The organism is Micromonospora sp. NPDC049257 (genome assembly GCF_040678915.1).
GTDB lineage: Bacteria > Actinomycetota > Actinomycetes > Mycobacteriales > Micromonosporaceae > Micromonospora > Micromonospora antibiotica.
In genome coordinates, this window is sequence record NZ_JBFAQU010000036.1 from 1 (window position 1) to 22,221 (window position 22,221).

At 72.0% G+C, this 22,221-nt stretch carries 15 protein-coding genes and 1 pseudogene; 6 read left to right on the top strand and 10 right to left on the bottom strand.

What is annotated here, in order from left to right:
* Together AB0K25_RS29550 and AB0K25_RS29555 are read left to right on the top strand one after the other, a co-directional pair.
* A pseudogene (locus tag AB0K25_RS29550) lies at positions 1-314 on the top strand (sulfate adenylyltransferase small subunit); the annotation flags it as partial.
* Positions 314-1,618 carry a GTP-binding protein gene (locus AB0K25_RS29555; protein WP_363823789.1) on the top strand — a complete coding sequence of 435 codons (1,305 nt, stop codon included), beginning with the start codon at positions 314-316 and terminating at the stop codon, positions 1,616-1,618. The pseudogene AB0K25_RS29550 and the gene AB0K25_RS29555, both read left to right, overlap by 1 nt.
* 59 nt (positions 1,619-1,677) lie before the next feature.
* Here the strand turns inward: AB0K25_RS29555 and AB0K25_RS29560 are convergent, their stop codons facing one another.
* The 9 genes from AB0K25_RS29560 to AB0K25_RS29600 form a co-directional block, all read right to left on the bottom strand.
* Positions 1,678-3,237: an FAD-dependent monooxygenase gene (locus tag AB0K25_RS29560; RefSeq protein ID WP_363823791.1), complete on the bottom strand. Its 1,560-nt coding sequence runs from the start codon at positions 3,235-3,237 to the stop codon at positions 1,678-1,680.
* Between the two features lie 270 nt (positions 3,238-3,507).
* Positions 3,508-4,128, bottom strand: coding sequence for a TetR family transcriptional regulator (locus AB0K25_RS29565; protein ID WP_219462978.1), 621 nt, complete (start codon positions 4,126-4,128; stop codon positions 3,508-3,510).
* 68 nt (positions 4,129-4,196) lie between these two features.
* Positions 4,197-5,189: a DUF916 domain-containing protein gene (locus AB0K25_RS29570; RefSeq protein WP_219462981.1), complete on the bottom strand. Its 993-nt coding sequence runs from the start codon at positions 5,187-5,189 to the stop codon at positions 4,197-4,199.
* A 13-nt stretch (positions 5,190-5,202) separates the two neighbouring features.
* Complete coding sequence (locus AB0K25_RS29575) at positions 5,203-5,742, bottom strand: hypothetical protein (protein WP_219462983.1); 540 nt, start codon at positions 5,740-5,742, stop codon at positions 5,203-5,205.
* A 56-nt stretch (positions 5,743-5,798) separates the two neighbouring features.
* Positions 5,799-6,329 (bottom strand): hypothetical protein, encoded by a 531-nt coding sequence (locus tag AB0K25_RS29580; protein WP_219462985.1) that lies wholly within the window; start codon positions 6,327-6,329, stop codon positions 5,799-5,801.
* Between the two features lie 121 nt (positions 6,330-6,450).
* On the bottom strand, positions 6,451-8,727 hold the full coding sequence (katG, locus tag AB0K25_RS29585; RefSeq protein WP_363823793.1) for a catalase/peroxidase HPI: 2,277 nt from the start codon (positions 8,725-8,727) through the stop codon (positions 6,451-6,453).
* A 23-nt stretch (positions 8,728-8,750) separates the two neighbouring features.
* Positions 8,751-9,179 (bottom strand): Fur family transcriptional regulator, encoded by a 429-nt coding sequence (locus AB0K25_RS29590; RefSeq protein ID WP_219462990.1) that lies wholly within the window; start codon positions 9,177-9,179, stop codon positions 8,751-8,753.
* A 314-nt stretch (positions 9,180-9,493) separates the two neighbouring features.
* Positions 9,494-10,534 carry a LacI family DNA-binding transcriptional regulator gene (locus tag AB0K25_RS29595; RefSeq protein WP_219462991.1) on the bottom strand — a complete coding sequence of 347 codons (1,041 nt, stop codon included), beginning with the start codon at positions 10,532-10,534 and terminating at the stop codon, positions 9,494-9,496.
* Between the two features lie 10 nt (positions 10,535-10,544).
* Positions 10,545-12,152 (bottom strand): glycoside hydrolase family 43 protein, encoded by a 1,608-nt coding sequence (locus AB0K25_RS29600; RefSeq protein WP_219462993.1) that lies wholly within the window; start codon positions 12,150-12,152, stop codon positions 10,545-10,547.
* A 765-nt stretch (positions 12,153-12,917) separates the two neighbouring features.
* Between AB0K25_RS29600 and AB0K25_RS29605 the strand changes: the two genes are divergently transcribed.
* Positions 12,918-15,764, top strand: coding sequence for a glycoside hydrolase N-terminal domain-containing protein (locus tag AB0K25_RS29605; protein ID WP_219462995.1), 2,847 nt, complete (start codon positions 12,918-12,920; stop codon positions 15,762-15,764).
* A gap of 116 nt (positions 15,765-15,880) precedes the next feature.
* Positions 15,881-17,542 (top strand): cellulose binding domain-containing protein, encoded by a 1,662-nt coding sequence (locus AB0K25_RS29610; RefSeq protein WP_357534219.1) that lies wholly within the window; start codon positions 15,881-15,883, stop codon positions 17,540-17,542.
* A gap of 132 nt (positions 17,543-17,674) precedes the next feature.
* Here AB0K25_RS29610 and AB0K25_RS29615 read toward each other — a convergent pair whose 3' ends face one another.
* On the bottom strand, positions 17,675-18,553 hold the full coding sequence (locus tag AB0K25_RS29615; RefSeq protein WP_208570836.1) for an SGNH/GDSL hydrolase family protein: 879 nt from the start codon (positions 18,551-18,553) through the stop codon (positions 17,675-17,677).
* Between the two features lie 388 nt (positions 18,554-18,941).
* Between AB0K25_RS29615 and AB0K25_RS29620 the strand changes: the two genes are divergently transcribed.
* Entirely contained in the window at positions 18,942-20,510 is a 1,569-nt protein-coding gene (locus AB0K25_RS29620; RefSeq protein WP_219462998.1) for a cellulose binding domain-containing protein, read from the top strand.
* 343 nt (positions 20,511-20,853) lie between these two features.
* Entirely contained in the window at positions 20,854-22,164 is a 1,311-nt protein-coding gene (locus AB0K25_RS29625; protein ID WP_357534215.1) for a cellulose binding domain-containing protein, read from the top strand.
* Positions 22,165-22,221 lie beyond the last annotated feature (57 nt).

A 22,221-nucleotide genomic window follows, 5' to 3' on the forward strand; every position in this document is an offset into this window, starting at 1 on the left:
CGCGGGAGCGGGTGCCGTTGCCGTCGATCTACTACGCGCACGACCGTGAGGTGATCGAACGCGACGGCATGTTCTACGCCGTCAACGAGTTCTTCACCCCCCGGGCCGGCGAGGAACCCTTCACCGCCCGGGTGCGGTACCGCACGGTCGGCGACGCGTCGTGCACCGCCGCCGTCCGCTCCGACGCGGACACGGTGGAGAAGGTGATCGACGAGGTCGCGTCGACCCGGATCACCGAGCGGGGCGCCACCCGGGGCGACGACCGGGTCAGCGAGGCCGCCATGGAGGACCGCAAGCGGGAGGGCTACTTCTGATGAGCACCGAGATGCTGGCACCGGCCGGTTCCCCGGCCGAGGCCCGACCGATGGACCTGCTGCGGTTCGCCACGGCGGGCAGTGTGGACGACGGCAAGTCGACCCTGATCGGTCGGTTGCTGTATGACACGAAGTCGTTGTTCACCGACCAGTTGGCGGCGGTGGAGGCGGTCAGCGCGGCCCGGGGCGACGAGTACACCAACCTGGCGTTGCTCACCGACGGCCTGCGGGCCGAACGGGAACAGGGCATCACCATCGACGTGGCGTACCGCTACTTCGCCACGCCCCGGCGCAAGTTCATCATCGCCGACACCCCCGGCCACACCCAGTACACCCGCAACATGGTGACCGGCGCGTCCACCGCCGACCTCACCCTCGTCCTGGTGGACGCCCGTAAGGGCCTGGTGGAGCAGTCGCGGCGGCACGCGTTCCTGTGTTCGCTGCTGCGGGTGCCGCACCTGGTGTTGTGCGTCAACAAGATGGACCTGGTCGACTACTCCCAGGAGGTCTTCGAGCAGATCGCCGACGAGTTCACCGCCTTCGCGACCAAACTCGACGTGCCCGACCTGGCGGTGATTCCGGTGTCGGCGTTGCAGGGTGACAACATCGCCACCCGCGCCGACACCATGCCGTGGTACGAGGGCCCGTCGTTGCTGCACCACCTGGAGCACGTGCACATCGCCTCGGACCGCAACCTGGTCGACGTCCGGTTCCCGGTGCAGTACGTGATCCGCCCCCAGTCGACCACGGTCACCGACTACCGGGGCTACGCCGGGCAGGTCGCCTCCGGGGTCCTCAAGCCCGGCGACGAGGTGATGGTGCTGCCGTCCGGCTTCACCAGCCGGATCGCCGCCATCGACACCGCCGACGGCCCCGTCGACGAGGCGTTCCCGCCGATGTCGGTCACCGTCCGCCTCGACGACGAGATCGACGTCTCCCGGGGCGACATGATCTGCCGGCCGAACAACACCCCGACCGTCTCGCAGGACATCGAGGCGATGGTCTGCTGGATGGACGAGACCCGCCCGTTGGAGGTCGGCGGCCGGTACGTCGTCAAGCACACCACCCGGACGGCGCGCGCCATCGTCCGCGAGCTGCACTACCGGCTCGACATCAACACCCTGCACCGGGACGAGAGCAGCACGTCGCTCGCGCTCAACGAGATCGGGCGGATCCGGTTGCGGACCACCGTGCCGTTGCTGGCCGACGACTACCACCGCAACCGCACCACAGGCGGTTTCGTCATCATCGACGAGACCACCAACCGCACCGTCGCCGCCGGCATGGTCATCCAGCGGGACTGACGCCGCACCACGCACCGGCCGGCCCGGCACCTCCCCGCCGGGCCGGCCGACCCCGGCCTTCAGGACCGGTCGGCGCGCGGCGGGCCGAACCAGCGGGTGAGCGCGGCCCGCAACCCGTCGCGGTCCGCGTCGTCCCGGGTGGACTGCCAGGCCACGTAGCAGTCCGGACGCAGCAGCAGCGCGGTCGACGTGCCGTCGCCGGGCGCGTCGGCCGCTGCGGTGTCCAGGGCGAACCGCCCGGTGACCACGTCGACCCGGTCCCGCCACGGCCCGGCCACCTCGGCCAGCTCGCCGGTGGGGTCGAGCAGCAGCGCACGGGCGGTCCGGGTCAGCCCGGCCAGCCGTACCGGGCCGGCGTCGGTGTGCCACACCAGGTCGGGTGCCCAGCGCCCGACCAGCGGCCCGCCCGGCGTCCCCGTCTCGTAGCGGATGTCCGCGCCGGCCAGGAGGGCGGCGACGTGGGCGGCGTTCTCCGGCCGGCTGAGCAGCTCGCCGAGGAGCACCCGCAGCGCGGTGACGTCACTGCCCGGGGCGATCAGCGCCGACTGGGCCTGCGTCGACATGGTCACCCGACGCGCCACCGGGCGACGCTCCGCCTCGTACGAGTCCAGCAGCCCGTCCGGGGCCCAGCCGTGCAGCTGCCCGGCCAGCTTCCAGCCCAGGTTCACCGCGTCCTGGAGGCCGAGGTTGAGTCCGGGCCCGCCGATCGCGGAGTGGACGTGGGCGGCGTCGCCGAGCAGCAGCACCCGCCCGGCGCGGTACCGCTCGGCGAGCCGGGTGTTGCCGCCCACCAGGCGACGCAGCAGGTGCGGCCCGGGGCCGGCCGGCGGACCGATCGGCACGTCGACCCCGAGCACCCGGGCGACACTGGCCCGCAGCTCGGCGAGGGTGAGTGGCCCGTCGACCTGCCTCGCGTCGGGCCACTCGATCGTGCTGAGGCCCGCCGGACGCCCGGTGAAGGGGGCCCACGCGATCAGCCCCCGCTCGGTACGGGTGTGCCGGAACGGCGCGACGGTGCCGTACCCGGGGATCGCGAGGCCGCCGGTCGACGCGTCGATCAGCTCCGCCGGCAGGCTGACCTGGGCGGTACGGGAGACGGTGCGGTCCGTCGACACCCCGGGGAAACCGATCCCGGCCAGCCGGCGGACGATGCTGTGTCCGCCGTCCGCGCCGACCAGGTAGCGGCAGCGCAGGGTCGTGCCGTCGGAGAAGGCGACCTGTACGTCGTCCGCGCCCGGGGTCAGCCCGGTCACCTCGTGCCCCCGGCGGACCTGCACGCCCAGTTCGGCGACCCGCTCGGCGAGCACCCGTTCCAGGTGGGCCTGCGGAACCTCGATCAGGTGCAGTGGGTTGTCCGGCACCGCCCGCAGGTCCAGCGGCAGCGCCCCGAAGACGAACCCGGGCGCGGGCTGTGGCGGTGCCGGATCGTCGACCAGACGGTGGTGCAGGCCGCGCCGGTCGAGCATCCGAACCACCTGTCCGACCAGTCCGTTGGCACGCTGCTCGGTGGTGGGTGCCGACAGCCGCTCACACACGACGGGCCGAACGCCGGCCAGGGCCAGTTCGATGGCGAGCAGGAGGCCGTTCGGGCCGGCACCGACGATTACGACATCGATCATCGCAAGATCCTTTCGGGGGCAGGGTGGCCCCGCTCGCCGGGACGGCGGCGGACCATGGGCAGGACAGGACACCCCGACGGCCTCGGGGTGGACGCGGTGAGCTGCGGTTCAGAGCGGGCGGTCGTCGCGGTGCGCGGATGATGCCGGCGTACGGTCGGGCCGGCGCGCGTGGGTCAGGCCGGCGTGCGCATGGTCAGGGATGCACGGTCAGCGGTGACGCGGAGAGCGGGCCGGGGCAGGGACATGGCCGAGGCAGGGCAGGGGATGCGGTCATCGTGGTGTGGGCGCCGGCAGGCCGGCGGCGAGTTGGGCCAGCGCGTCGGGGAGCAACCGCTCCATCGGAACGGGCGGATCGGCACGCAGGTAGTGCCGGATCGCCGCGTTCACGGCGGCGGTCACACTGGCCGCGACGAGATGGGGATAGAGGTCGCGTCCCAGGTCGGTGCCGGTGCGTTCGGCGACGGCTGCGGCCAGGTCGGCCTCGGCGATCGCGCTGGCGCGCAGCATCTCCGCCTGCAACGCCGGCTCGGCGAGCATCACCGCGAGCCCGTCGACCCACTCGGCGTGCGCGCCCGGTGGCGACTGGGCGACCTCCGGGCCGGGGGTGAACCGGGTCAGCGTCGCCTCGACCAGCGCCGCCCAGAGTGGTTCGCCGGCCGGCCGCTGGCGCAGCGCCTCGGCCACCCGGCGACTGCGGTCGAGATGCCGGAAGGCGATCGCCTCGGCCTTGCTGGAGAAGTAGTTGTTGAACGTTCGCGGGGAGACGCCCACGGCCTGGGCGATGTCCTCCACCAGCACGTTGTCGAAGCCCCGGGCCACGGTCAGCCGGATGGCCGCCCAACTCAGCGCCGCCCTGGTCTCGATCTTCTTGCGCTCACGGAGGCCGCTCATGTGACCACCGTACAGGAAAGTGCGCACCACGCAATATTACGTGGCGCGCACTTTCACTGTCGATCCGCTCAGGCGGGTAGCGCCTGCCGCGACCGGCCTCGACGGCGGAACACGTAGCCGGTGAACAGGAGCAGGACCACGGCCGACGCGACGAAGCCGCCGGTGAGCACCAGTCCGGAGCGGTCCGTGCTGGTCGCGGCGGCGGCCGTCGGCCCACCGAAGGAGACCGTGCCGGTCGCGGTGCGCTTGGTCCACCCGCTGGCGAGGTCGAGCCGGGCGGCCCACGGGCCGTCCGGCAGTCGGGGGTCCAGCACCACGCGTACGGTGGTGGTGGCGCCGAGGGCGAGCGTGTCCGCCTCGGCGCGCACCGGCCCGACCGACAGCCCACCCGGGCCGTCGGTGAGGCGTAGCTGGCCGGCGAGATCCAGCGCCCGCTGCCCGGTGTTGCGCACCTCGGCGGTCACCACCGGTGCGCCGTCGCCGTCGCGGTCGCCGGTGAGCCCCGACACCTCGAAGCCCGACGGCGGCTCGCCGCCCGGCCCGACCGACAGGTACACCCGGATTCCGGCCCGACCGATGTTGCGGACGTTCGCGCCGTCGGTGGTGGACACCTCGGCCCAGATGACCGCGTACCGTTCCCCGGCGGATGCCTTCTTCGGCACCGTGATGGTCACCGTGAGCACCGCCTCGTCGTCGGGCTCCAGCTCCACCTCGTCGCGGTCGACGGTGATCCAGCTGCTCAGCTCGTTGGGCGTCCGGTCGGGTGCGAAGACGAAGCCGGTGCGGTCGATCTCGGCGGCGGCGGCGTAGACGGCGATCTTCCGCTCGACCTCCGAGACGTTCTCCACCACGATCCGCCGCCTGATGGTCGTCCCGGGGTGGACGTGGTCGACGATGTACTTGTGCGCGCGGCTGTCGTCGCGCCGGTTCACCGGGGCGTCGAGCAGCCGGATGCCGACCGCCGCGGCCGGCCCGCTGAAGCTCGGGCTCGGCTGCGGCGACGGCGACGCGGCAATCGCCGGTGTCCCGGCCGCCACCAGGACGGTGACGGCCAGGATCACGACACGGAGTCGGTCAGGCCACCGAATGGGTGATCACCCCCGAGTAGAGTCCGCCGACGGCTGCGGGCGGAATGGTGATCCGGAGGCTGGGGTCCCAGGTGGCCGAGTTGTTGCCGCTGCCGGAGGTCTTGGAGAAGGCCGTCCGGGGCAGGTTGAGCGTCACCGCGTCGGCCACGGTGGGTTGACCGGGCACGAAGGTGCCGGTGCCCGTGGTGGACAGCGCCGGCCCGGACCAGTACTCCACCAGGTTGGGCAGGATGGTCTCCTCACCCGAGCCCGCACCGGTGGTGAACGAGGTGCTGGTGACCGACGCGGTCCAGGTCGCCGAGAGCGCCGCCCGGCTGTCCGTGACCGTGACGTTGCCGAGCGAGCCGGTGATGGTGGAGCCGGCGAAGGCCGCGCCCAGGTTCACCGAGGCGGGCACGGCGATGTCCAGGTTGGCGGTCGACACGGTGAAGGTGACGATGGTGTCGCCCGACGGGGCGGCGGCGGCGGGCGACGCTACGGCGAGCACCGCCGCCCCGGCGGCCAGGGCGAGCAATGACTTCTTCATGCCTCCACGCTAAACACTCAAAAAGCCCATAGGTTGCATTAGCGTCAAATCACCCATTAGGCGACAGAGTGTGTGATGGTGCCGGAGTAGACGCCCGTCACCGCTCCGGCGGGGATCGCCACGCGGAGGGTGGGCGCCCAGCTCACGCTGTTTCGCTGGTTGCCCGTGGTCTTGCTGAACGCGATCCGTGGCACGGTAAGCGTCACCGCCTGGGCTGCGGTGGCCTGACCAGGCACCTTGGTACCCCCACCGTTCTGCTTGGTCACCGGGCCCGACCAGTAGGAGACCTGGGTGGTGGCGATGGTCTGGGCCGGGCCACCCCCGCCGGTGATGAACGCCGTGGCGGACACGGTGGCCGTCCAGGTGTTGGGGTTGGTCGTCCGGGTGTCCGCCACGGTGACGGTGCCCAACGAGCGACTGAGGGTGGTCCCCGCCAGGCCCGCACCGAGGCTGGCCGTAGGGGGCACGGTGATGTCCAGCCCGACCACCAGCGCCATCGCCTGCACACGGGCGACGGGTGCCACGCCGGGCGGCGCGACGCCACCGACGAGCAGCAACGGGCTGACCAGGGCTGCCAGGAAATACACGGAAGAGACTATATGGCGCTTTGGCAGCTTTTGTCCAATATGAAGTGGGTTCACCCGCCCCCGAACCGGAACGGGCCCCGGCCGATCGTCGATCGGCCGGGGCCCTTCAGGGAACCTGGGGTCAGGACAGGTCGAACCGGTCCAGCTCCATGACCTTGGTCCAGGCCGCCACGAAGTCGGTCACGAACTTGGTGCCCGCGTCCTGGCTGGCGTAGACCTCGGCGAGGGCCCGCAGCTGGGAGTTGGACCCGAAGATGAGGTCGACCGCGGTGGCGGTCCACTTCACCTCGTCGGTGGCCAGGTCCCGGATCTCGTAGACGTGCTCGTCGGACTCCGACGCCCGCCACCGGGTGCCCGGCGAGAGCAGGTTGGCGAAGAAGTCGTTGGTGAGCACGCCCGGCCGGTCGGTGAGCACGCCGTGCGCCGTGCCGCCGACGTTGTTGCCGAGGGCCCGCAGACCGCCGACGAGGACGGTCATCTCCGGCGCGGTCAGGTTGAGCATGTACGCCCGGTCGACGAGCAGCACCTCCGGCTGGGTCTTCTCACCCGGACGCAGGTAGTTGCGGAACCCGTCGGCCCGCGGCTCCATCACCGTGAAGGACTCGACGTCGGTCTCCTCCTGGCTGGCGTCGGTGCGGCCGGCCCGGAACGGCACGGTCACCTCGACACCCGCCTCGCGGGCCGCCCGCTCCACGGCCGCCGAGCCGGCCAGCACGATCAGGTCCGCGAGGGAGATCTTGGCCGCACCGGCGGCGTTGAACTCCCGCTGGATCCCCTCCAGCGTGCCCAGCACCGTCGCGAGCTGCTCGGGCTGGTTGACCTCCCAGTTGCGCTGCGGTTCGAGCCGGATCCGCGCGCCGTTGGCGCCACCGCGCTTGTCGGTGTGCCGGAAGCTCGCGGCGGAGGCCCAGGCGGTGCTGACCAGCTGCGCGGTGGTCAGGCCGGAGTCGAGCACCTTCGCCTTGAGGCCGGCGACGTCGGCGTCGGACACCAGCTCGTGGTCGACGGCCGGCAGCGGGTCCTGCCAGAGCTGGGGCTCGGCGACCCAGGGGCCGAGGAAGCGGCTGACCGGGCCCATGTCGCGGTGCAGCAGCTTGTACCAGGCCTTGGCGAACGCCAGGGCGAACTCGTCCGGGTGCTCCAGGAAGCGCCGCGAGATCTTCTCGTACGCCGGGTCGACGCGCAGCGACAGGTCGGTGGTGAGCATCGTCGGCTTGTGCTTCTTGGCCGGGTCGTGGGCGTCCGGGATGATCGCCTCGGCGTCCTTGGCGACCCACTGCTTGGCCCCGCCGGGGCTGGTGGTCAGCTCCCACTCGTAGCCGAAGAGGATCTCGAAGAAGCGGTTGCTCCACTGCGTCGGCCGGTCGGTCCAGGTGACCTCCAGACCGCTGGTGATGGTGTCGCCGCCCTTGCCGCTGCCGTGGGTGCTCAGCCAGCCCAGGCCCTGCGCCTCCAGCGGGGCGCCCTCGGGCTCGGGGCCGACGTGGTCGTCGGCGATGCCGGCACCGTGGGTCTTGCCGAAGGTGTGGCCGCCGGCGATGAGGGCGACGGTCTCCTCGTCGTTCATCGCCATCCGGCGGAAGGTCTCCCGGATGAAGTGCGCCGCCGCGAGCGGGTCGGCGTTGCCCCGGGGGCCCTCCGGGTTGACGTAGATGAGGCCCATCTCGGTCGCCCCGACGCCGGCCGACATCTCACTTTCGGAGGCGTAGCGCTCGTCGCCGAGCCAGGTGTCCTCCGGACCCCAGAAGATCTCCTCCGGCTCCCAGACGTCCTGCCGGCCGAAGCCGAAGCCGAAGGTCTTGAAGCCCATCGACTCCAGGGCCACGTTGCCGGCGAGCACGAGCAGGTCGGCCCAGGAGATCTGCTGGCCGTACTTCTGCTTGACCGGCCAGAGCAGCCGGCGGGCCTTGTCCAGGTTGGCGTTGTCCGGCCAGCTGTTCAGCGGCGCGAACCGCTGCCCGCCGTCACCGGCACCCCCACGGCCGTCCTCGATCCGGTACGTGCCGGCGGCGTGCCAGCTCATCCGGATCATCAGGCCGCCGTAGTGGCCGAAGTCGGCCGGCCACCAGTCCTGCGAGGTGGTGAGCACCTCGGTGATGTCCCGCTTGAGCGCCTCGACGTCGAGCTTGGCGAACTCCCTGGCGTAGCTGAAGTCCTCCCCCAGCGGGTTGCCCTTGGCCGAGTGGGCGTGCAGGACCGAGAGGTCGAGCTGGTTGGGCCACCAGTCCCGGTTGGTACGCGGACGCCCACCGGTCTTCGGCGTCGGCGAGTCGATCGCCGGGTTCTCGCTCTCGCTGCCGTGCGCGGTCACCGAGTCGTGCGCGACCGGGCAACCGGCCGCCGCCTTCTGGTCCACGCCCTGCGCGCTGGCGGGAGCGTTGTCCTGGGTGTCGCTCATGTGCTTCCTTCCGAACTGGTGGATCACTGGGAGGTGCGGTCGGCCGCGCAGTCGGGGCAGGTGCCCCAGTAGACGACCTCCGCCTCGTCGACCACGAAACCGTGATCGTCGGAGGCGGTGAGGCAAGGAACGTGACCGACGGCGCAGTCGACGTCGGCGATCGCACCGCAGGAGCGGCACACGACGTGGTGGTGGTTGTCCCCCACCCGTGACTCGTAGCGGGCGGTCGCCCGCCCCGGCTGGATGCGGCGCACCAGGCCGGCGTCGGTGAGCGCCCGCAGCACGTCGTAGACCGCCTGGTGGGAGACCGTGGGCAGGTCGGCCCGGACCAGCGCGATCACCGTGTCGGTGTCGACGTGCGGGTGGTCGCGCAGCGCGGCGAGCACGGCCAGTCGGGGCCGGGTCACGCGCAGCGATGCCGCCCGCAACTGTGCCTCGAGGTCGGCCGTCATGGCACGACCCTAGCCCGCTGTTCTGGAACAAATCAAGTTTAGCTGCGGCGCGTCGACCCATGTCCCCCCACCGGATGACACCGGCGGGCGAATCGGGCAAACCGGCAACCCCCGGCGGCACGGGCACCGGCCGACCCCCGGCAGCACAGGAACAGGGCGACCCCCGACCGCACAGGCACTGGGCGGACCGGCAGCACAGGCACAGGGCGGACCGGCAGCACAGGAGCTGGGCGGACCGGCGGGGCCGCCACCGCCCGGGACCGACGGCACCTGTTGCCGACGGCACGGCGCACGGGTCCGCGACCCGCCCGGGGTCAGCGGGACCGTGGTACGGCGGTGCTGCCCCGCACCACGAGCGAGGTGCCGAGTTCGTAGCGGTCCTGGGTGAGCGGGTGGCCGTCGGCCAGGGTCAACGCGAGCCGGGCGGCGGTGGCCCCGATCTCCCCGAACGGCTGCCGCACCGTGGTCAGCGGCGGCGCCAGCCAGGCCGCCTCGTCGACGTCGTCGAAGCCCACGACGCTGAGCTCGTCGGGAATCCGCAGTCCGACCTCCCGGGCCGCCGCATAGACGCCCAACGCCTGCAGGTCGTTGCCGCAGACGACGGCGGTGGGCGGCTCCGGCCGGCCGAGCAGCTCGGCGGCGAGGCGTCGGCCCTCCTCGAAGGTGAACACCCCGCCGCGTTCGAGGCGCTCGTCGAATGGGACACCCGCGTAGTCCAACGCGGCGCGGAAGCCGTCCCGGCGGGCCCGCGCCGACAGGTCCCCGACCGGACCGTTGAGCACCCCGATCCGCCGGTGGCCGAGATCCAGGAGATGCCGGGTGGCGGACAGCGCCCCGCTCCAGTTGCTCGACCCGACGGCGGGGACGGGAAACAGGTCGCCGATCGGATCGACCGCCACCAACGGAATGCCGGCGGCGCTGAACCGCGCCCCGTCCTCGGCTGTGAGAAGCGAGAACACCGTGATCACGGCGGCCGGTTGGCGCAGCAGCAGCGACTCCACCCAGGGCTGCCCGGCCCGCAGGCGGTGGTGCACGTCGGTGAAGCCGACCGTGTGGTCGCGGGGGCCGGCGACCTCCTGGACCCCGCGCAGGATCGGCATGGCGATCGAGGAGAGCATCTGGTGGAAGACCACCTCGATGCAGGGTGCCACGCCACCGGCCGGTCGGCGGCGGTAGCCGTGGTCGCGTAGCAACGCCTCCACCCGCTGCCGGGTCTGCTCGCCCACCCCCCGGCGGCCGTTGAGCACCTTGGACACCGTCGGCGGGGACACCCCGGCGAGTTCGGCGATGGTGGCGATGGGCAGGTCGCCCCGCCGGGGCTTGCGCGAGCCACGGCGTCGACCTTCCTCGATCACGGGACGAAGTCTACGGTGCGGGCTCCACCGACGGCCCGGTAGCGCCCACGGGCCCGGCACCGGCGCGCTCCGCCACCGGCCGGTACGCGAACCAGTCGAACGCGGCGCTGCCCTGCGTGACGTACATGCCGATGACCCGGCCGGTGAAGCCGGCGGCGACCTCGGTGGACAGGTAGCGCCCGTCCAGTTCGGCCAGCACGGTCGGGCCGGTCGGGCCGGCCACCTCGAAGGTGACCATGTCGCAGCCGGCGGCGCGTACCCCCCGGGGTGCGGTTCCGGCCGCCAGTTCGGCGGCGGACGTCACGGTCGGCGGGAAGACGTCGTCGGTGCGGGTGGCGATCGTCAGCACGAGCGGGCCCGGCGGCACGGCACGGGTGGCGAACACCTGCCGGAACGGCCCGACCCGGCCGACGACCCGGACCGTGCCGGCCCCTACCTCCAGGTCGTAGTGGTGCGCCTCGTCGATCCGGATGGTGAGCCCGGCGGTGCCGTCGCCCGGGTCCACCCGGACGCTGGCCCGGCAGTCGTGGTGCCGTTGCCGCAGCGCCACGATCGTCGCGCCGGCCAGGTCTAGCGTCGCGCCCTCGGCATGCAGGGTGAGCCAGCCCGGCCGGGCGGTCAGCGACCAGGAGTCGGCGGGTCGGCGGCGGGGCGAGATCCACTCCGGTGCCAGGGTGGTCGCGTCGAAGTCGTCGTGGTGGTCGCCCGGGTCGGGCGGGGCGGCACCGGCCGGGGCGCTGCCGGCGGGTGCCACGGTGAGCTCCTCGACCGGGTCGACGACCGGCCAGCCGTCGACCCAGCGCACCGGGGCGAGGAAGGTCTCGCGGCCGAGGACGTGGTAGGGCGGCCAGTGGCCCTTGGCCCGGATGCCCAGCAGGACCAGCCACCAGCTGCCGTCGACGGCCTGGACCAGGTCGGCGTGCCCGGTGGCCTGCACCGGGCGGTCACTGCTGCGGTGGGTCAGGATCGGGTTGGTGGGCGCGGGGGTGAACGGGCCGCGCGGGCTGCGCGAGCGGGCGACGGAGACGGCGTGGCCGGTGTGCGTGCCACCCTCGGAGAGCAGCAGGTACCACCAGCCGTCGATCCGGTAGAGGTGCGGCGCCTCGGGGTACTGGCCGCCGGTGCCCGACCACAGCGCGATCGGGCCCTCCAGCACCTCCCCCGTCTCCGGGTCGATCCGGTAGGCGTCCACCCCGGAGGTGGTCAGCCAGCAGTTGCCGTCGTCGTCCCAGGCCAGCGAGGGGTCGACGTGCGGCAGGTCGAGATAGACCGGGTCGGACCAGGGGCCGTCGGGGTGCGGCGCGGTGACGATGAGGTGCCGCCCCAGGCTGACGTTGGTGGTGATCAGCCAGAACCGTCCGTCGTGGTGGCGCAGGGTCGGCGCGAAGATGCCCCGGGACGCCTCGGCGTCCGGGGGCAGTTCGCACTGGCCCGGCCGGTCCAGGATGTTGCCGATCTGCCGCCAGTTGACCAGGTCACGGCTGTGCAGCAGGGGTACGCCGGGGAAGTACTCGAAGCTGGAGCAGACCAGGTAGTAGTCCTCGCCCACCCGACAGACACTCGGGTCGGGGTGGAAACCGGGGACGACCGGATTGCGGTAGGACGGTCCGGCGGACACCGGGCATCACCTCCCTGAGGGGAATTTCACCACAGTGGACGGTGCCTGTGGGCCCGCGACGCTGCCACGGTCCAGAAATGTTTGCGATAACATTTCGCGACCCGAATGCTACGGAAGACCCGCCCGGGGTTCAAGGTCCCCGGCTGCCGGCACACCCCCACCCCCGGCGGCGCACCCACCGGCACCCCGCCAGGACAGCGCCCTGAGCTGGCAAGAAACCCCGCACCCCGGGCCCGAGTCGGTAGCTCCCCCGACGGCACCGGGCGTCCACCCACCCGGCGCGACGGGACACGGCCGGCCGGCCGGACCGCCGGCACCCGGCAGGAACATTCGCGCAACATGGCCGTCATATCTTGACGGGACCCCGCGAATCCACGAGAGTCCATATAAGGCGAGATGGTGCGCCGCCGGGAGCTCGACGCGCCGTCACGGCATTCGCGGATGTCGACGTCAGGGTGCGAGGGGCCGCACCTGTTAACGCTCACAGCGGCGTATCCCGTCGCCGGCTGATCGAAACACCGACTCGGGCCGGTTGGCGATCGGCCGTGTCCCCGTCCCGGGACCACGACGACGGCCGTCCCACCCTGCCCTGCGGTCGGACCACCACTGCGTAGCACCGACAGGAGTCATGCCATGGCACGACGTCCGGCCAGCACCGATGCGCCGGCCACGGCGGGCCGGGCGTGACGGTTGAGCACCCGGCCCGGCGGCGACGCCCGTCCCCCCACCCGCACCCGTCCCTGATCCGCACTGCTGGGAGTGATCATGTCTGAAGTGACCCGAAGGAACGTCCTCAAGGCAGGAGCGGCAGGGGCCGGTGCCGCGCTGGTCCCGGTCGCCTGGACCGCCACCGCCCGCGCCGACTCGGTCGCACCGCCCCAGGTGTTGGCCGCCAACGACCTGGCCCTGTGGTACGACGAGGGAGCCGGCACCGACTGGCTCCGCGCGCTGCCGATCGGCAACGGACGGCTCGGCGCGATGGTGTTCGGCAACGTCGACACCGAGCGGCTCCAGCTCAACGAGGACACCGTCTGGGCCGGCGGCCCGTACGACTCGGCCAACACCCGGGGGGCGGCCAACCTGGCCGAGATCCGGCGGCGGGTCTTCGCCGACCAGTGGACCTCGGCGCAGGACCTGATCAACCAGACCATGATGGGCAACCCGGGCGGCCAGCTCGCCTACCAGACCGTGGGCAACCTGCGGCTGGCCTTCGGCTCGGCCAGCGGGACGAGCCAGTACGTCCGGACCCTCGACCTGACCACCGCCACGGTCACCACGACCTACCTGCTCAACGGGGTACGGCACCAGCGGGAGGTGTTCGCCAGCGCAGCCGACCAGGTGATCGTGGTGCGGTTGACCGCCGACCGGGCCAACGCGATCACGTTCTCCGCCACCTTCGACAGCCCGCAGCGCACCACCGTGTCGAGCCCGGATTCCGCCACCATCGGGCTGGACGGCATCTCCGGCAGCCAGGAGGGGGTCACCGGCTCGGTGCGGTTCCTGGCCCTGGCCAACGCCGCCGCGACCGGTGGCACGGTCAGCAGCTCCGGGGGCACCCTGCGGGTGTCCGGGGCCACCAGCGTGACCATCCTGATCTCGATCGGCTCCAGCTACGTCAACTACCGCACCGTCAACGGCGACTACCAGGGCATCGCCCGCACCCGGCTCAACGCCGCCAAGGGCGTCGCCATCGAGCAGCTGCGCAGCCGGCACCTCGCCGACTACCAGGCGCTGTTCAACCGGGTGAGCATCAACCTGGGTCGGACGGCCGCGGCCGACCAGACGACCGACGTACGGATCGCCCAGCACGCGAGCAGCAACGACCCGCAGTTCGCCGCGCTGCTGTTCCAGTTCGGGCGGTACCTGCTCATCTCGTCGTCGCGGCCGGGCACCCAGCCGGCGAACCTGCAGGGCATCTGGAACGACTCGCTGACGCCGTCCTGGGACTCGAAGTACACGATCAACGCGAACCTGCCGATGAACTACTGGCCGGCCGACACCACCAACCTCGCCGAGTGTTTCCTGCCGGTCTTCGACATGGTCAAGGACCTGACGGTGACCGGTGCCCGGGTCGCCCAGGCGCAGTACGGCGCGGGTGGCTGGGTCACCCACCACAACACCGACGCCTGGCGGGGCGCGTCGGTGGTGGACGGGGCGCTGTGGGGCATGTGGCAGACCGGTGGCGCGTGGCTGGGCACCCTGATCTGGGACCACTACCTGTTCACCGGTGACCTGGGCTTCCTCCAGGCCAACTACCCGGCGCTCAAGGGCGCCGCGCAGTTCTTCCTCGACACCCTGGTCGCCCACCCGACGCTGGGTTACCTGGTGACGAACCCGTCGAACTCACCGGAGCTGCCGCACCACTCGAACGCCAGCGTCTGCGCCGGGCCGACGATGGACAACCAGATCCTGCGGGACCTCTTCGACGCCGCCGCCCGCGCCAGCGAGACCCTCGGCGTGGACACCACCTTCCGGTCGCAGGTACGCACCGCCAAGGACCGGCTGCCCCCGAACCGGGTGGGTTCGCGGGGCAACGTGCAGGAGTGGCTGGCCGACTGGGTGGAGACCGAGCGGAACCACCGGCACGTCTCGCACCTGTACGGACTGCACCCCAGCAACCAGATCACCAAGCGGGGCACCCCGTCCCTGTACGAGGCCGCCCGCAAGACCCTGGAGTTGCGGGGCGACGACGGGACCGGCTGGTCCCTCGCCTGGAAGATCAATTTCTGGGCCCGGCTGGAGGACGGCGCCCGCGCCCACAAGCTGCTGAAGGACCTGGTGCGCACCGACCGGCTCGCCCCGAACATGTTCGACCTGCACCCGCCGTTCCAGATCGACGGCAACTTCGGCGCCACGTCCGGCATCGCCGAGATGCTGCTGCACAGCCACACCGGTGAGCTGAACGTGCTGCCCGCGCTGCCCAGCGCCTGGCCCACCGGCCAGGTCGCCGGCCTGCGGGGGCGCGGCGGCTACACCGTCGGGGTGGCGTGGAGCAGCGGGCAGCCCGACGAGATCGGTATCCGCGCCGACCGCGACGGCACGCTGCGGGTGCGGTCGCGGCTGTTCACCGGCAGCTTCACCCTCGTCGATGTCGCCGACGGCAGCGCACCGGCCACCACCCGCCCGGAGACCGACGTCGTCCAGTTCACCGTCCGCGCCGGGCACACCTACCGGGCGGCCCGGCCGGGCGTGACGCCGACCCCGACGCTGACTCCGACCCCCACGCCGACCACCCCCGTCCCGACCACCCCGCCGCCGACGACCCCACCGCCGACGACCCCGGTCCCGACCACCAGCTCGCCCGCACCCTCGGGAGCACGGGCGACGTACGCGGTGACGGGCTCGTGGTCGGGTGGCTTCCAGGCCGAGGTCACCGTGACCGCCGGCGCGACCGCGATCCGGGGCTGGACGGTGTCCTGGACGTTCCCCAACGGACAGACCGTCAGCCAGATCTGGGGCGGGTCGCACACCCAGAGCGGCGCGAACGTGACCGTGAAGAACGTCGACTACAACGGGGCGCTGGCCGCCGGTGCCTCCACCACGTTCGGCTTCATCGGCACGGTGAGCGGCACCAACAACGCGCCGACGAACCTCACCTGCACCACGAGCTGACCGGCACCGGACGTGTCGTCGCCGCCTCGGTCCGCCCCCGGGCCGGCCGAGGTGGCGACGACGCGTCCCGCCCCCTGCCGGCACACATGATCCCCGAGTGGAACGGACGGAAGAACATGAGAAGACCATCTACCCGCAGGCGTCGCCTGCTGACCGCCCTGGCGGCCGGGCTGCTGCTGGTGGCGGGCCCGGCGGTGGTGCTGCGGACCTCCCCGGCGCTGGCCCTGGACAACGGGGTGGCCCGCACCCCGCCGCTGGGGTGGAACAGCTGGAACACCTTCGGCTGCAACATCAGCGAGGCGCTGATCCGGCAGATGACCGACGCGATGGTCAGTTCCGGCATGAAGGACGCCGGCTACCAGTACGTCGTGGTCGACGACTGCTGGATGAACCCGAACCGGGACTCGGCCGGCAACCTCCAGGGTGACCCGACCCGGTTCCCCTCCGGCATGAAGGCGCTCGGCGACTACATCCACGCCCGGGGGCTGAAGTTCGGCATCTACCAGGCGCCGCTGGACAAGACCTGCGCCCAGTACTTCAACTCCTACCCCGGCGCCACCGGCTCCCAGGGCCGCGAGGCCCAGGACGCCCGGCAGTTCGCCGCCTGGGGCGTCGACTACCTGAAGTACGACTGGTGCTCGCCCAGCGGCAGCATCGACGACCAGGTGCGGGCCTTCGCCAAGATGCGCGACGGGCTGGCCGCGGCCGGTCGACCCATCGTGCTGAGCATCAACTCGAACAGCATCCACTCCAAGACCGGGCCGCAGCGCAACTGGGGCGACGTGTCGAACATGTGGCGCACCACCGAGGACATCACCAACACCTGGAACAGCGGCCAGACCAACGGCTACCCGATGGGCATCCAGAACATCGTCGACGTCACCGTGCCGCTCGCGGCGCGGGCCAAGCCCGGCGCGTTCAACGACATGGACATGATGGAGGTCGGCCGCGGTGGCATGACCGACACCGAGATGCGCAGCCACTTCGCGCTCTGGGCCATCCTGGCCTCACCGATGATCGCCGGGAACGACCTGCGCAACATGAACGCGGCGACCCAGACGATCCTGAAGAACGCCAATCTCCTCGGCATCAGCCAGGACCCGCTCGCGCTCCAGGCCAGCCAGGTCTCCTTCGACGGCACCCGCCGGGTGCTGGCCAAGCGGCTCGCCAACGGCGACGTCGCCGTCGCCCTGTTCAACCAGGGGACGGCCGCCACCACGATCAGCACCACCGCCGCCGCGATCGGGCTGTCGGGCGGCTCGTTCACCCTGCGTGACGCGTGGGCCAACACGACCAGCACCACCTCCGGGGCCATCTCGGCCAGCGTGCCGGGTCACGGGACGGTCGTCTACCGGGTCAGCGGCGCGACCAGCACCCCCACCCCGACCACCCCGCCCCCGACGCCCACCACGCCGGCCCCGACCACCCCGGCCCCGACCACGCCGCCGCCGTCGACCGCGTCCTGCCAGGTCACGTACGCGATCAGCAGCCAGTGGCCGGACGGGTTCCAGGCCGAGGTGATCGTCCGCAACACCGGCACCACGGCGGTCGACGGCTGGAGCCTGCGCTGGTCGTTCGCCAACGGCCAGCAGCTCAACCAGGCGTGGGGTGCCACCTACACGCAGAGCGGGGCCCAGGTCACCGCCACGAACGTGGGCTGGAACGGCACCATCAGCCCCGGTGGCAGCGCCAACTTCGGCTTCATCTCCAGTTGGTCCGGCGGCAACGCCAAGCCGACCGGGTTCACCCTCAACGGCCAGGAATGCGCCGTGGCCTGACGGGTGTCCCCCGCAACGGCGGGCCCCCCGGTCATGACGTCGGCCCCGACTCCGGGATCCGACAGCTCAGGACCGGGGGGTCCCCGCCGGGCGGACGCACCGCCGTACCGGCGTGAGCAGGGTGCGGTCGGTTCAGTCGTCCAAGGTGGCCAGCAGTGCGGTGGCCATGCCCTGCTCGCCCCGGGCGTTCGGGTGGAAGGGCGCGGCGGCGTTCTCCGGCAGCAGCCCCTCCACCCACCGGGTGCCGCTGCTCTTGCAGGTGTCGCGTCCGATCGACGGGGTGTAGACGTCGGCGTAGACGGCGTCGTTGGCGGCGGCGGCACCGGCCAGCATCGCGTTGAGCGACTTGGCCACCCCCCGCAGGTACGGCACGTCCTGGTAGGCGATCGGGACCAGTGGCCAGCAGCCGTACCCGGAGTCCGGCACGATCGCCGGGTATCCGAGCACCACGATCCGCGCGCCGGGCGCCGCCTGGCGGACCGCCTGGAGCACGGCGGTCACCTTCGGCGCGGTGGCGGTGATCCGGGCCTGCAACTGGTCGGTGCCGCCGGCGGTGTAGAGGTTCTTGCACGGCGAGCCGAGCGGACTGCTGAAGCTCGCCTGCGCGCAGTCGCCGATGATGCTGGAGAAGCCGATGTCGTTGCCGCCGATCTGCACCGTCACCAGGGCGGTGTCCGGGGTGACCGCGGTGAGCTGCGGGGGCAGCGTGCCGCTGCCGTAGCGGATGTCGTCCGTGGTGGCCCCGGAGCAGCTCACGTCCGTGAACGACGAGGAGCCGGCGGACGCGGCGACCAGGGACGGGTAGTTGCGGTTGGAGCGCAGGCAGTTCCGGTCGACCTGGGTGGGGATCAGCGGACCGGACGTGTACGAGTCGCCGAGCGCGACGTAGCGGCCGGTGGGGACGGCGGCGGTGGCGGGCGCGGCGGCGACGGACAGCACACCGGCGGTGGCCGCGGCGAGCGCGACCGTCCGGGTGGCGGCCCGCAGCAGCGGCAGACGGGGACGGGGCATGACGCCTCCAGGGCAGATCACGGGGGTGGTGCCGCGATCCTGCCGCTGCCGACGCCCGACGTCAATATAGATGGATCTCGCTAAATTTCCGGTCCGGGTACGGCCGGGACGCCACCGGCCGACGCCCCGCACGACGACCGTCTCGATTGACGGACGTGAAAGCCGGGCGGGATAATGCCTGCGGAGCCGGGCTGGCTGCGGACGAGACACCGCACGACACCAACAGACGCGAGTCGACCGACGGCGGATCAGGGCCGTTGGCGGCACGCCACCACCCGGCGCATCCCCTCGACGCCTGCGCGGCCACCGCCCCGAACGGGAGATCCGGTGCAGCCGCCCCGAACCACGGCCGACAACAGTCGCCGCCACCCTCGCGGAAGGACCATCGATGCGACTCACCCGTTCCCGGTTCCGGTTGGCGGTGTCGCTGTTCGCCACCGCCACCGTCGCCGCCACTGCCGCGCTCGTCGGCACCGTACCCGCCCAGGCAGCTGCCGGCTGTCGGGTCACCTACACGGTCACGAACCAGTGGCCGGGCGGGTTCGGCGCGAGCGTCGACCTCACCAACCTCGGCGATCCGCTCACCGGTTGGCGGCTGACCTGGTCCTTTTCCGCAGGGCAGGTGATCGACCAGCTGTGGAACGGCACGGTGACCCAGTCCGCCGGTCGGGTCACGGTCACCAATGCCGGTTGGAACGGCACCCTCGGCTCCGGGGCGAGCACCCAGTTCGGCTTCGGCGCCTCATGGAACAACGCGGCGAACCCGGTGCCTGTCGACTTCGCCCTCAACGGGGTGCCGTGCACCGGGCGTACCACCAGCCCGACCGCGCCGCCCACCACCGCGCCGCCGACGACCACGCCGCCCACCACCGCACCACCGACCACCGCGCCGCCCACGACGGTGCCGCCGACCACCGCGCCGCCGGCATCCGGGGCGCTGGACCAGACGTCGACGGTCGGGCGGGTCAAGGCGGTCGGCAGCAGCGCGCAGTACACCTGGCCCGGCGTCTACTTCGAGGGCCGGTTCCGCGGCACCGGGGTCGGGATCGTCCTCAACGACGCGCAGAACGACTACGTCGTGCAGATCGACGGGGCGACCGTCGCCACCCTGGTCACCCCGGGTCGGACCACCTACTGGGTGCGCAACCTCGCCAACACCGAGCACACCGTACGACTGGCCAAGCGCACCGAGAGCCCGTGGGCCGCCGGCGAGTTCGGTGGTCTGGTCGCCGCCTCCGGCGGTGCGATCCTGGCCAGACCCGCCCCGCGCAGTCGGCAGATCGAGTTCATCGGCGACTCCTGGACCGCCGGGTACGGCAACATGTCGACCACCCGGGACTGCAACAGCAACGGCGGGGTCACCCGCAACTCCAACGCCGACGTCACCTTCGGCGCGCTGACCGCGCAGAGCCTGAACGCCGACTACCAGCTCATCGCCTGGTCCGGCCTCGGCATGGTGCGCAACTACAACGGTGGCGGCACGGACAACTTCCGCACCTACTACGAGACCGATCTCCAGGCCCTGTGGAACAGCACGACGTGGCAGAACCCGGGCACCTGGAAGCCGCAGCTGGTCGTGGTCGGGCTGGGCATCAACGACTTCTCCACCGCCCTCAACCCCGGTGAGCGCTGGTCCACCGTCGACCAGCTCGCCGCCGACTACCGGACCGCCTACCTGGCGTTCATCGACAAGCTGCGCAGCCGGTACGGCCCCGACACGTTCATCGTGCTCACCTACCCCGACCTGTCCCCCACCACGGCGCTCGCCAGCTCAGTCCAGCAGATCGTGCAGACCCGCACCAGCCGGGGCGACACCCGGATCCGCTCGCTCTACTACGACGACAACGCGCTGGGGCTGGACAAGCTCGGTTGCGACTGGCACCCCTCCCGCCGCGACGACCAGCTCCTCGCCGGCGCGCTCACCCGGTTCGTCAACACCCTGCCCCTGACCTGGTGAACCACCCTCCCGGCTGACGCCGGCACGGGCCCACGACGACGGGGCCGGCGATGCGGACCGGTCCGCGTCGCCGGCCCCGTCGTCGCGCACCCGGTGCCCGCCTGGCCGGGCTCCGGACCGGCACGCCTCGGACCCGCTCCGTGGCCACCACCGACCGCCCGCTCGTTGACATCATACGTCATACGGATTACGTTCGTAATCATCGATGAATGTGAACGCCTGTCCCGATCCGGTGACCCACCACCGGCGCGACCGGGTCACCCCACGACCGCCGCCGTCCGCGCCGGGCAGGCGGGCAAGTCACACCCCCCACCACCACGCTGACGTCGAAGGAGTTCCCCTGATGTCGAGACACCGACTCGCGGCCGGCATCGTCGCGGCAGCGGCGACGCTCGCCCTCACGCTGGGCGGTGCCGCGATCACCGCCGGAGCCAGCCCGCCCGCGTACGCCAACGACGTCACCCCGCTCGCGGCGACCGCCGGCTGCGGCAAGGCACCCACGCTGACCAGCGGCAACCGCACCATCTCCAGCGGCGGCCAGAACCGCTCGTACATCCTGCGGATCCCCGACAACTACGACCGCAACCACCCCTACAAGCTGATCTTCGGCTTCCACTGGAACGGTGGCACCGCCAACGACGTCGACTCGGGCGGCACCAGCGGCTATCCCTGGTCGTACTACGGCATCCGGGCGCTGTCGAACAACAGCGCGATCTTCGTCGCACCGCAGGGCATCGGCAACGGCTGGGCCAACAGCGGCGACCGGGACCTGACATTCGTCGACGACATGATGCGCCAGATCGAGTCCGCCCTGTGCGTCGAGACCACCCAGCGGTTCGCCATGGGCTTCAGCTACGGCGGCGGCATGAGCTACGCCATCGCCTGCGCCCGCGCCACCGTCTTCCGCGCCGTCGCCGTCTACTCCGGCGGCCAGCTCAGCGGCTGCAACGGCGGCACCCAGCCGATCGCGTACATCGGCATCCACGGGCTGCGGGACAGCGTGCTCCCCATCGCGACCGGGCGGTCGCTGCGCGACCGGTTCGTCCGCAACAACGGCTGCACCCCGCAGAACCCGCCGGAGCCGGCGCAGGGCAGCCTGACGCACACCATCACCTACTACTCGGGCTGCCGGGCCGGATACCCGGTCGCCTGGGCGCCGTTCGACGGCGGGCACGCCCCCAACGCCGTGGACGGCACCGCCGACCCCTACGCGCCCGGCGAGAAGTCCTGGACCCGACCGGTGGTGTGGAGCTTCTTCACCCAGTTCGACGGCACGACGCCGCCCACCACGCCGCCGCCGACCACTCCCCCGGCCACCCCCACCACTCCCCCCGCGACCCCGACCACGCCACCGCCCGGCGGTAGCGGCTGCTCCGCCACCGTCACGGTGAACCAGTGGACCGGGGGCTTCACCGCCTCCGTACGGGTCACCGCCGGCTCCTCCGGCACCACCGGCTGGACCGTCAGCACGACCCTGCCCGGTGGCGCGAGCGTCACCAACACCTGGAACGCCACCGCCAGCGGCAGCACCGGCACGGTGCGCTTCACCAACGTCAGCTACAATGGCCAGCTCGGTGCCGGCCAGGTGGCGGAATTCGGCTTCCAGGGCAACGGCAGCGGGTCCGGGCTGACACCCACCTGCACCGCCCGCTGACCCGGGCCGCCCGCCGGCCGCACCGCCCGCTGAACGGACCGCCCGCTGAACGGACCG

What these genes read in the sequence shown, in the direction of transcription:
- AB0K25_RS29560 (WP_363823791.1), bottom strand. Translation starts at nt 3,237, where the DNA reads ATGATCGATGTCGTAATCGTCGGTGCCGGCCCGAACGGCCTCCTGCTC.
- AB0K25_RS29590 (WP_219462990.1), bottom strand. Translation starts at nt 9,179, where the DNA reads ATGACGGCCGACCTCGAGGCACAGTTGCGGGCGGCATCGCTGCGCGTG.
- AB0K25_RS29625 (WP_357534215.1), top strand. Translation starts at nt 20,854, where the DNA reads ATGTCGAGACACCGACTCGCGGCCGGCATCGTCGCGGCAGCGGCGACG.
- AB0K25_RS29555 (WP_363823789.1), top strand. Translation starts at nt 314, where the DNA reads ATGAGCACCGAGATGCTGGCACCGGCCGGTTCCCCGGCCGAGGCCCGA.
- AB0K25_RS29610 (WP_357534219.1), top strand. Translation starts at nt 15,881, where the DNA reads ATGAGAAGACCATCTACCCGCAGGCGTCGCCTGCTGACCGCCCTGGCG.
- AB0K25_RS29605 (WP_219462995.1), top strand. Translation starts at nt 12,918, where the DNA reads ATGTCTGAAGTGACCCGAAGGAACGTCCTCAAGGCAGGAGCGGCAGGG.
- katG (WP_363823793.1), bottom strand. Translation starts at nt 8,727, where the DNA reads ATGAGCGACACCCAGGACAACGCTCCCGCCAGCGCGCAGGGCGTGGAC.
- AB0K25_RS29575 (WP_219462983.1), bottom strand. Translation starts at nt 5,742, where the DNA reads ATGAAGAAGTCATTGCTCGCCCTGGCCGCCGGGGCGGCGGTGCTCGCC.
- AB0K25_RS29620 (WP_219462998.1), top strand. Translation starts at nt 18,942, where the DNA reads ATGCGACTCACCCGTTCCCGGTTCCGGTTGGCGGTGTCGCTGTTCGCC.
- AB0K25_RS29565 (WP_219462978.1), bottom strand. Translation starts at nt 4,128, where the DNA reads ATGAGCGGCCTCCGTGAGCGCAAGAAGATCGAGACCAGGGCGGCGCTG.
- AB0K25_RS29615 (WP_208570836.1), bottom strand. Translation starts at nt 18,553, where the DNA reads ATGCCCCGTCCCCGTCTGCCGCTGCTGCGGGCCGCCACCCGGACGGTC.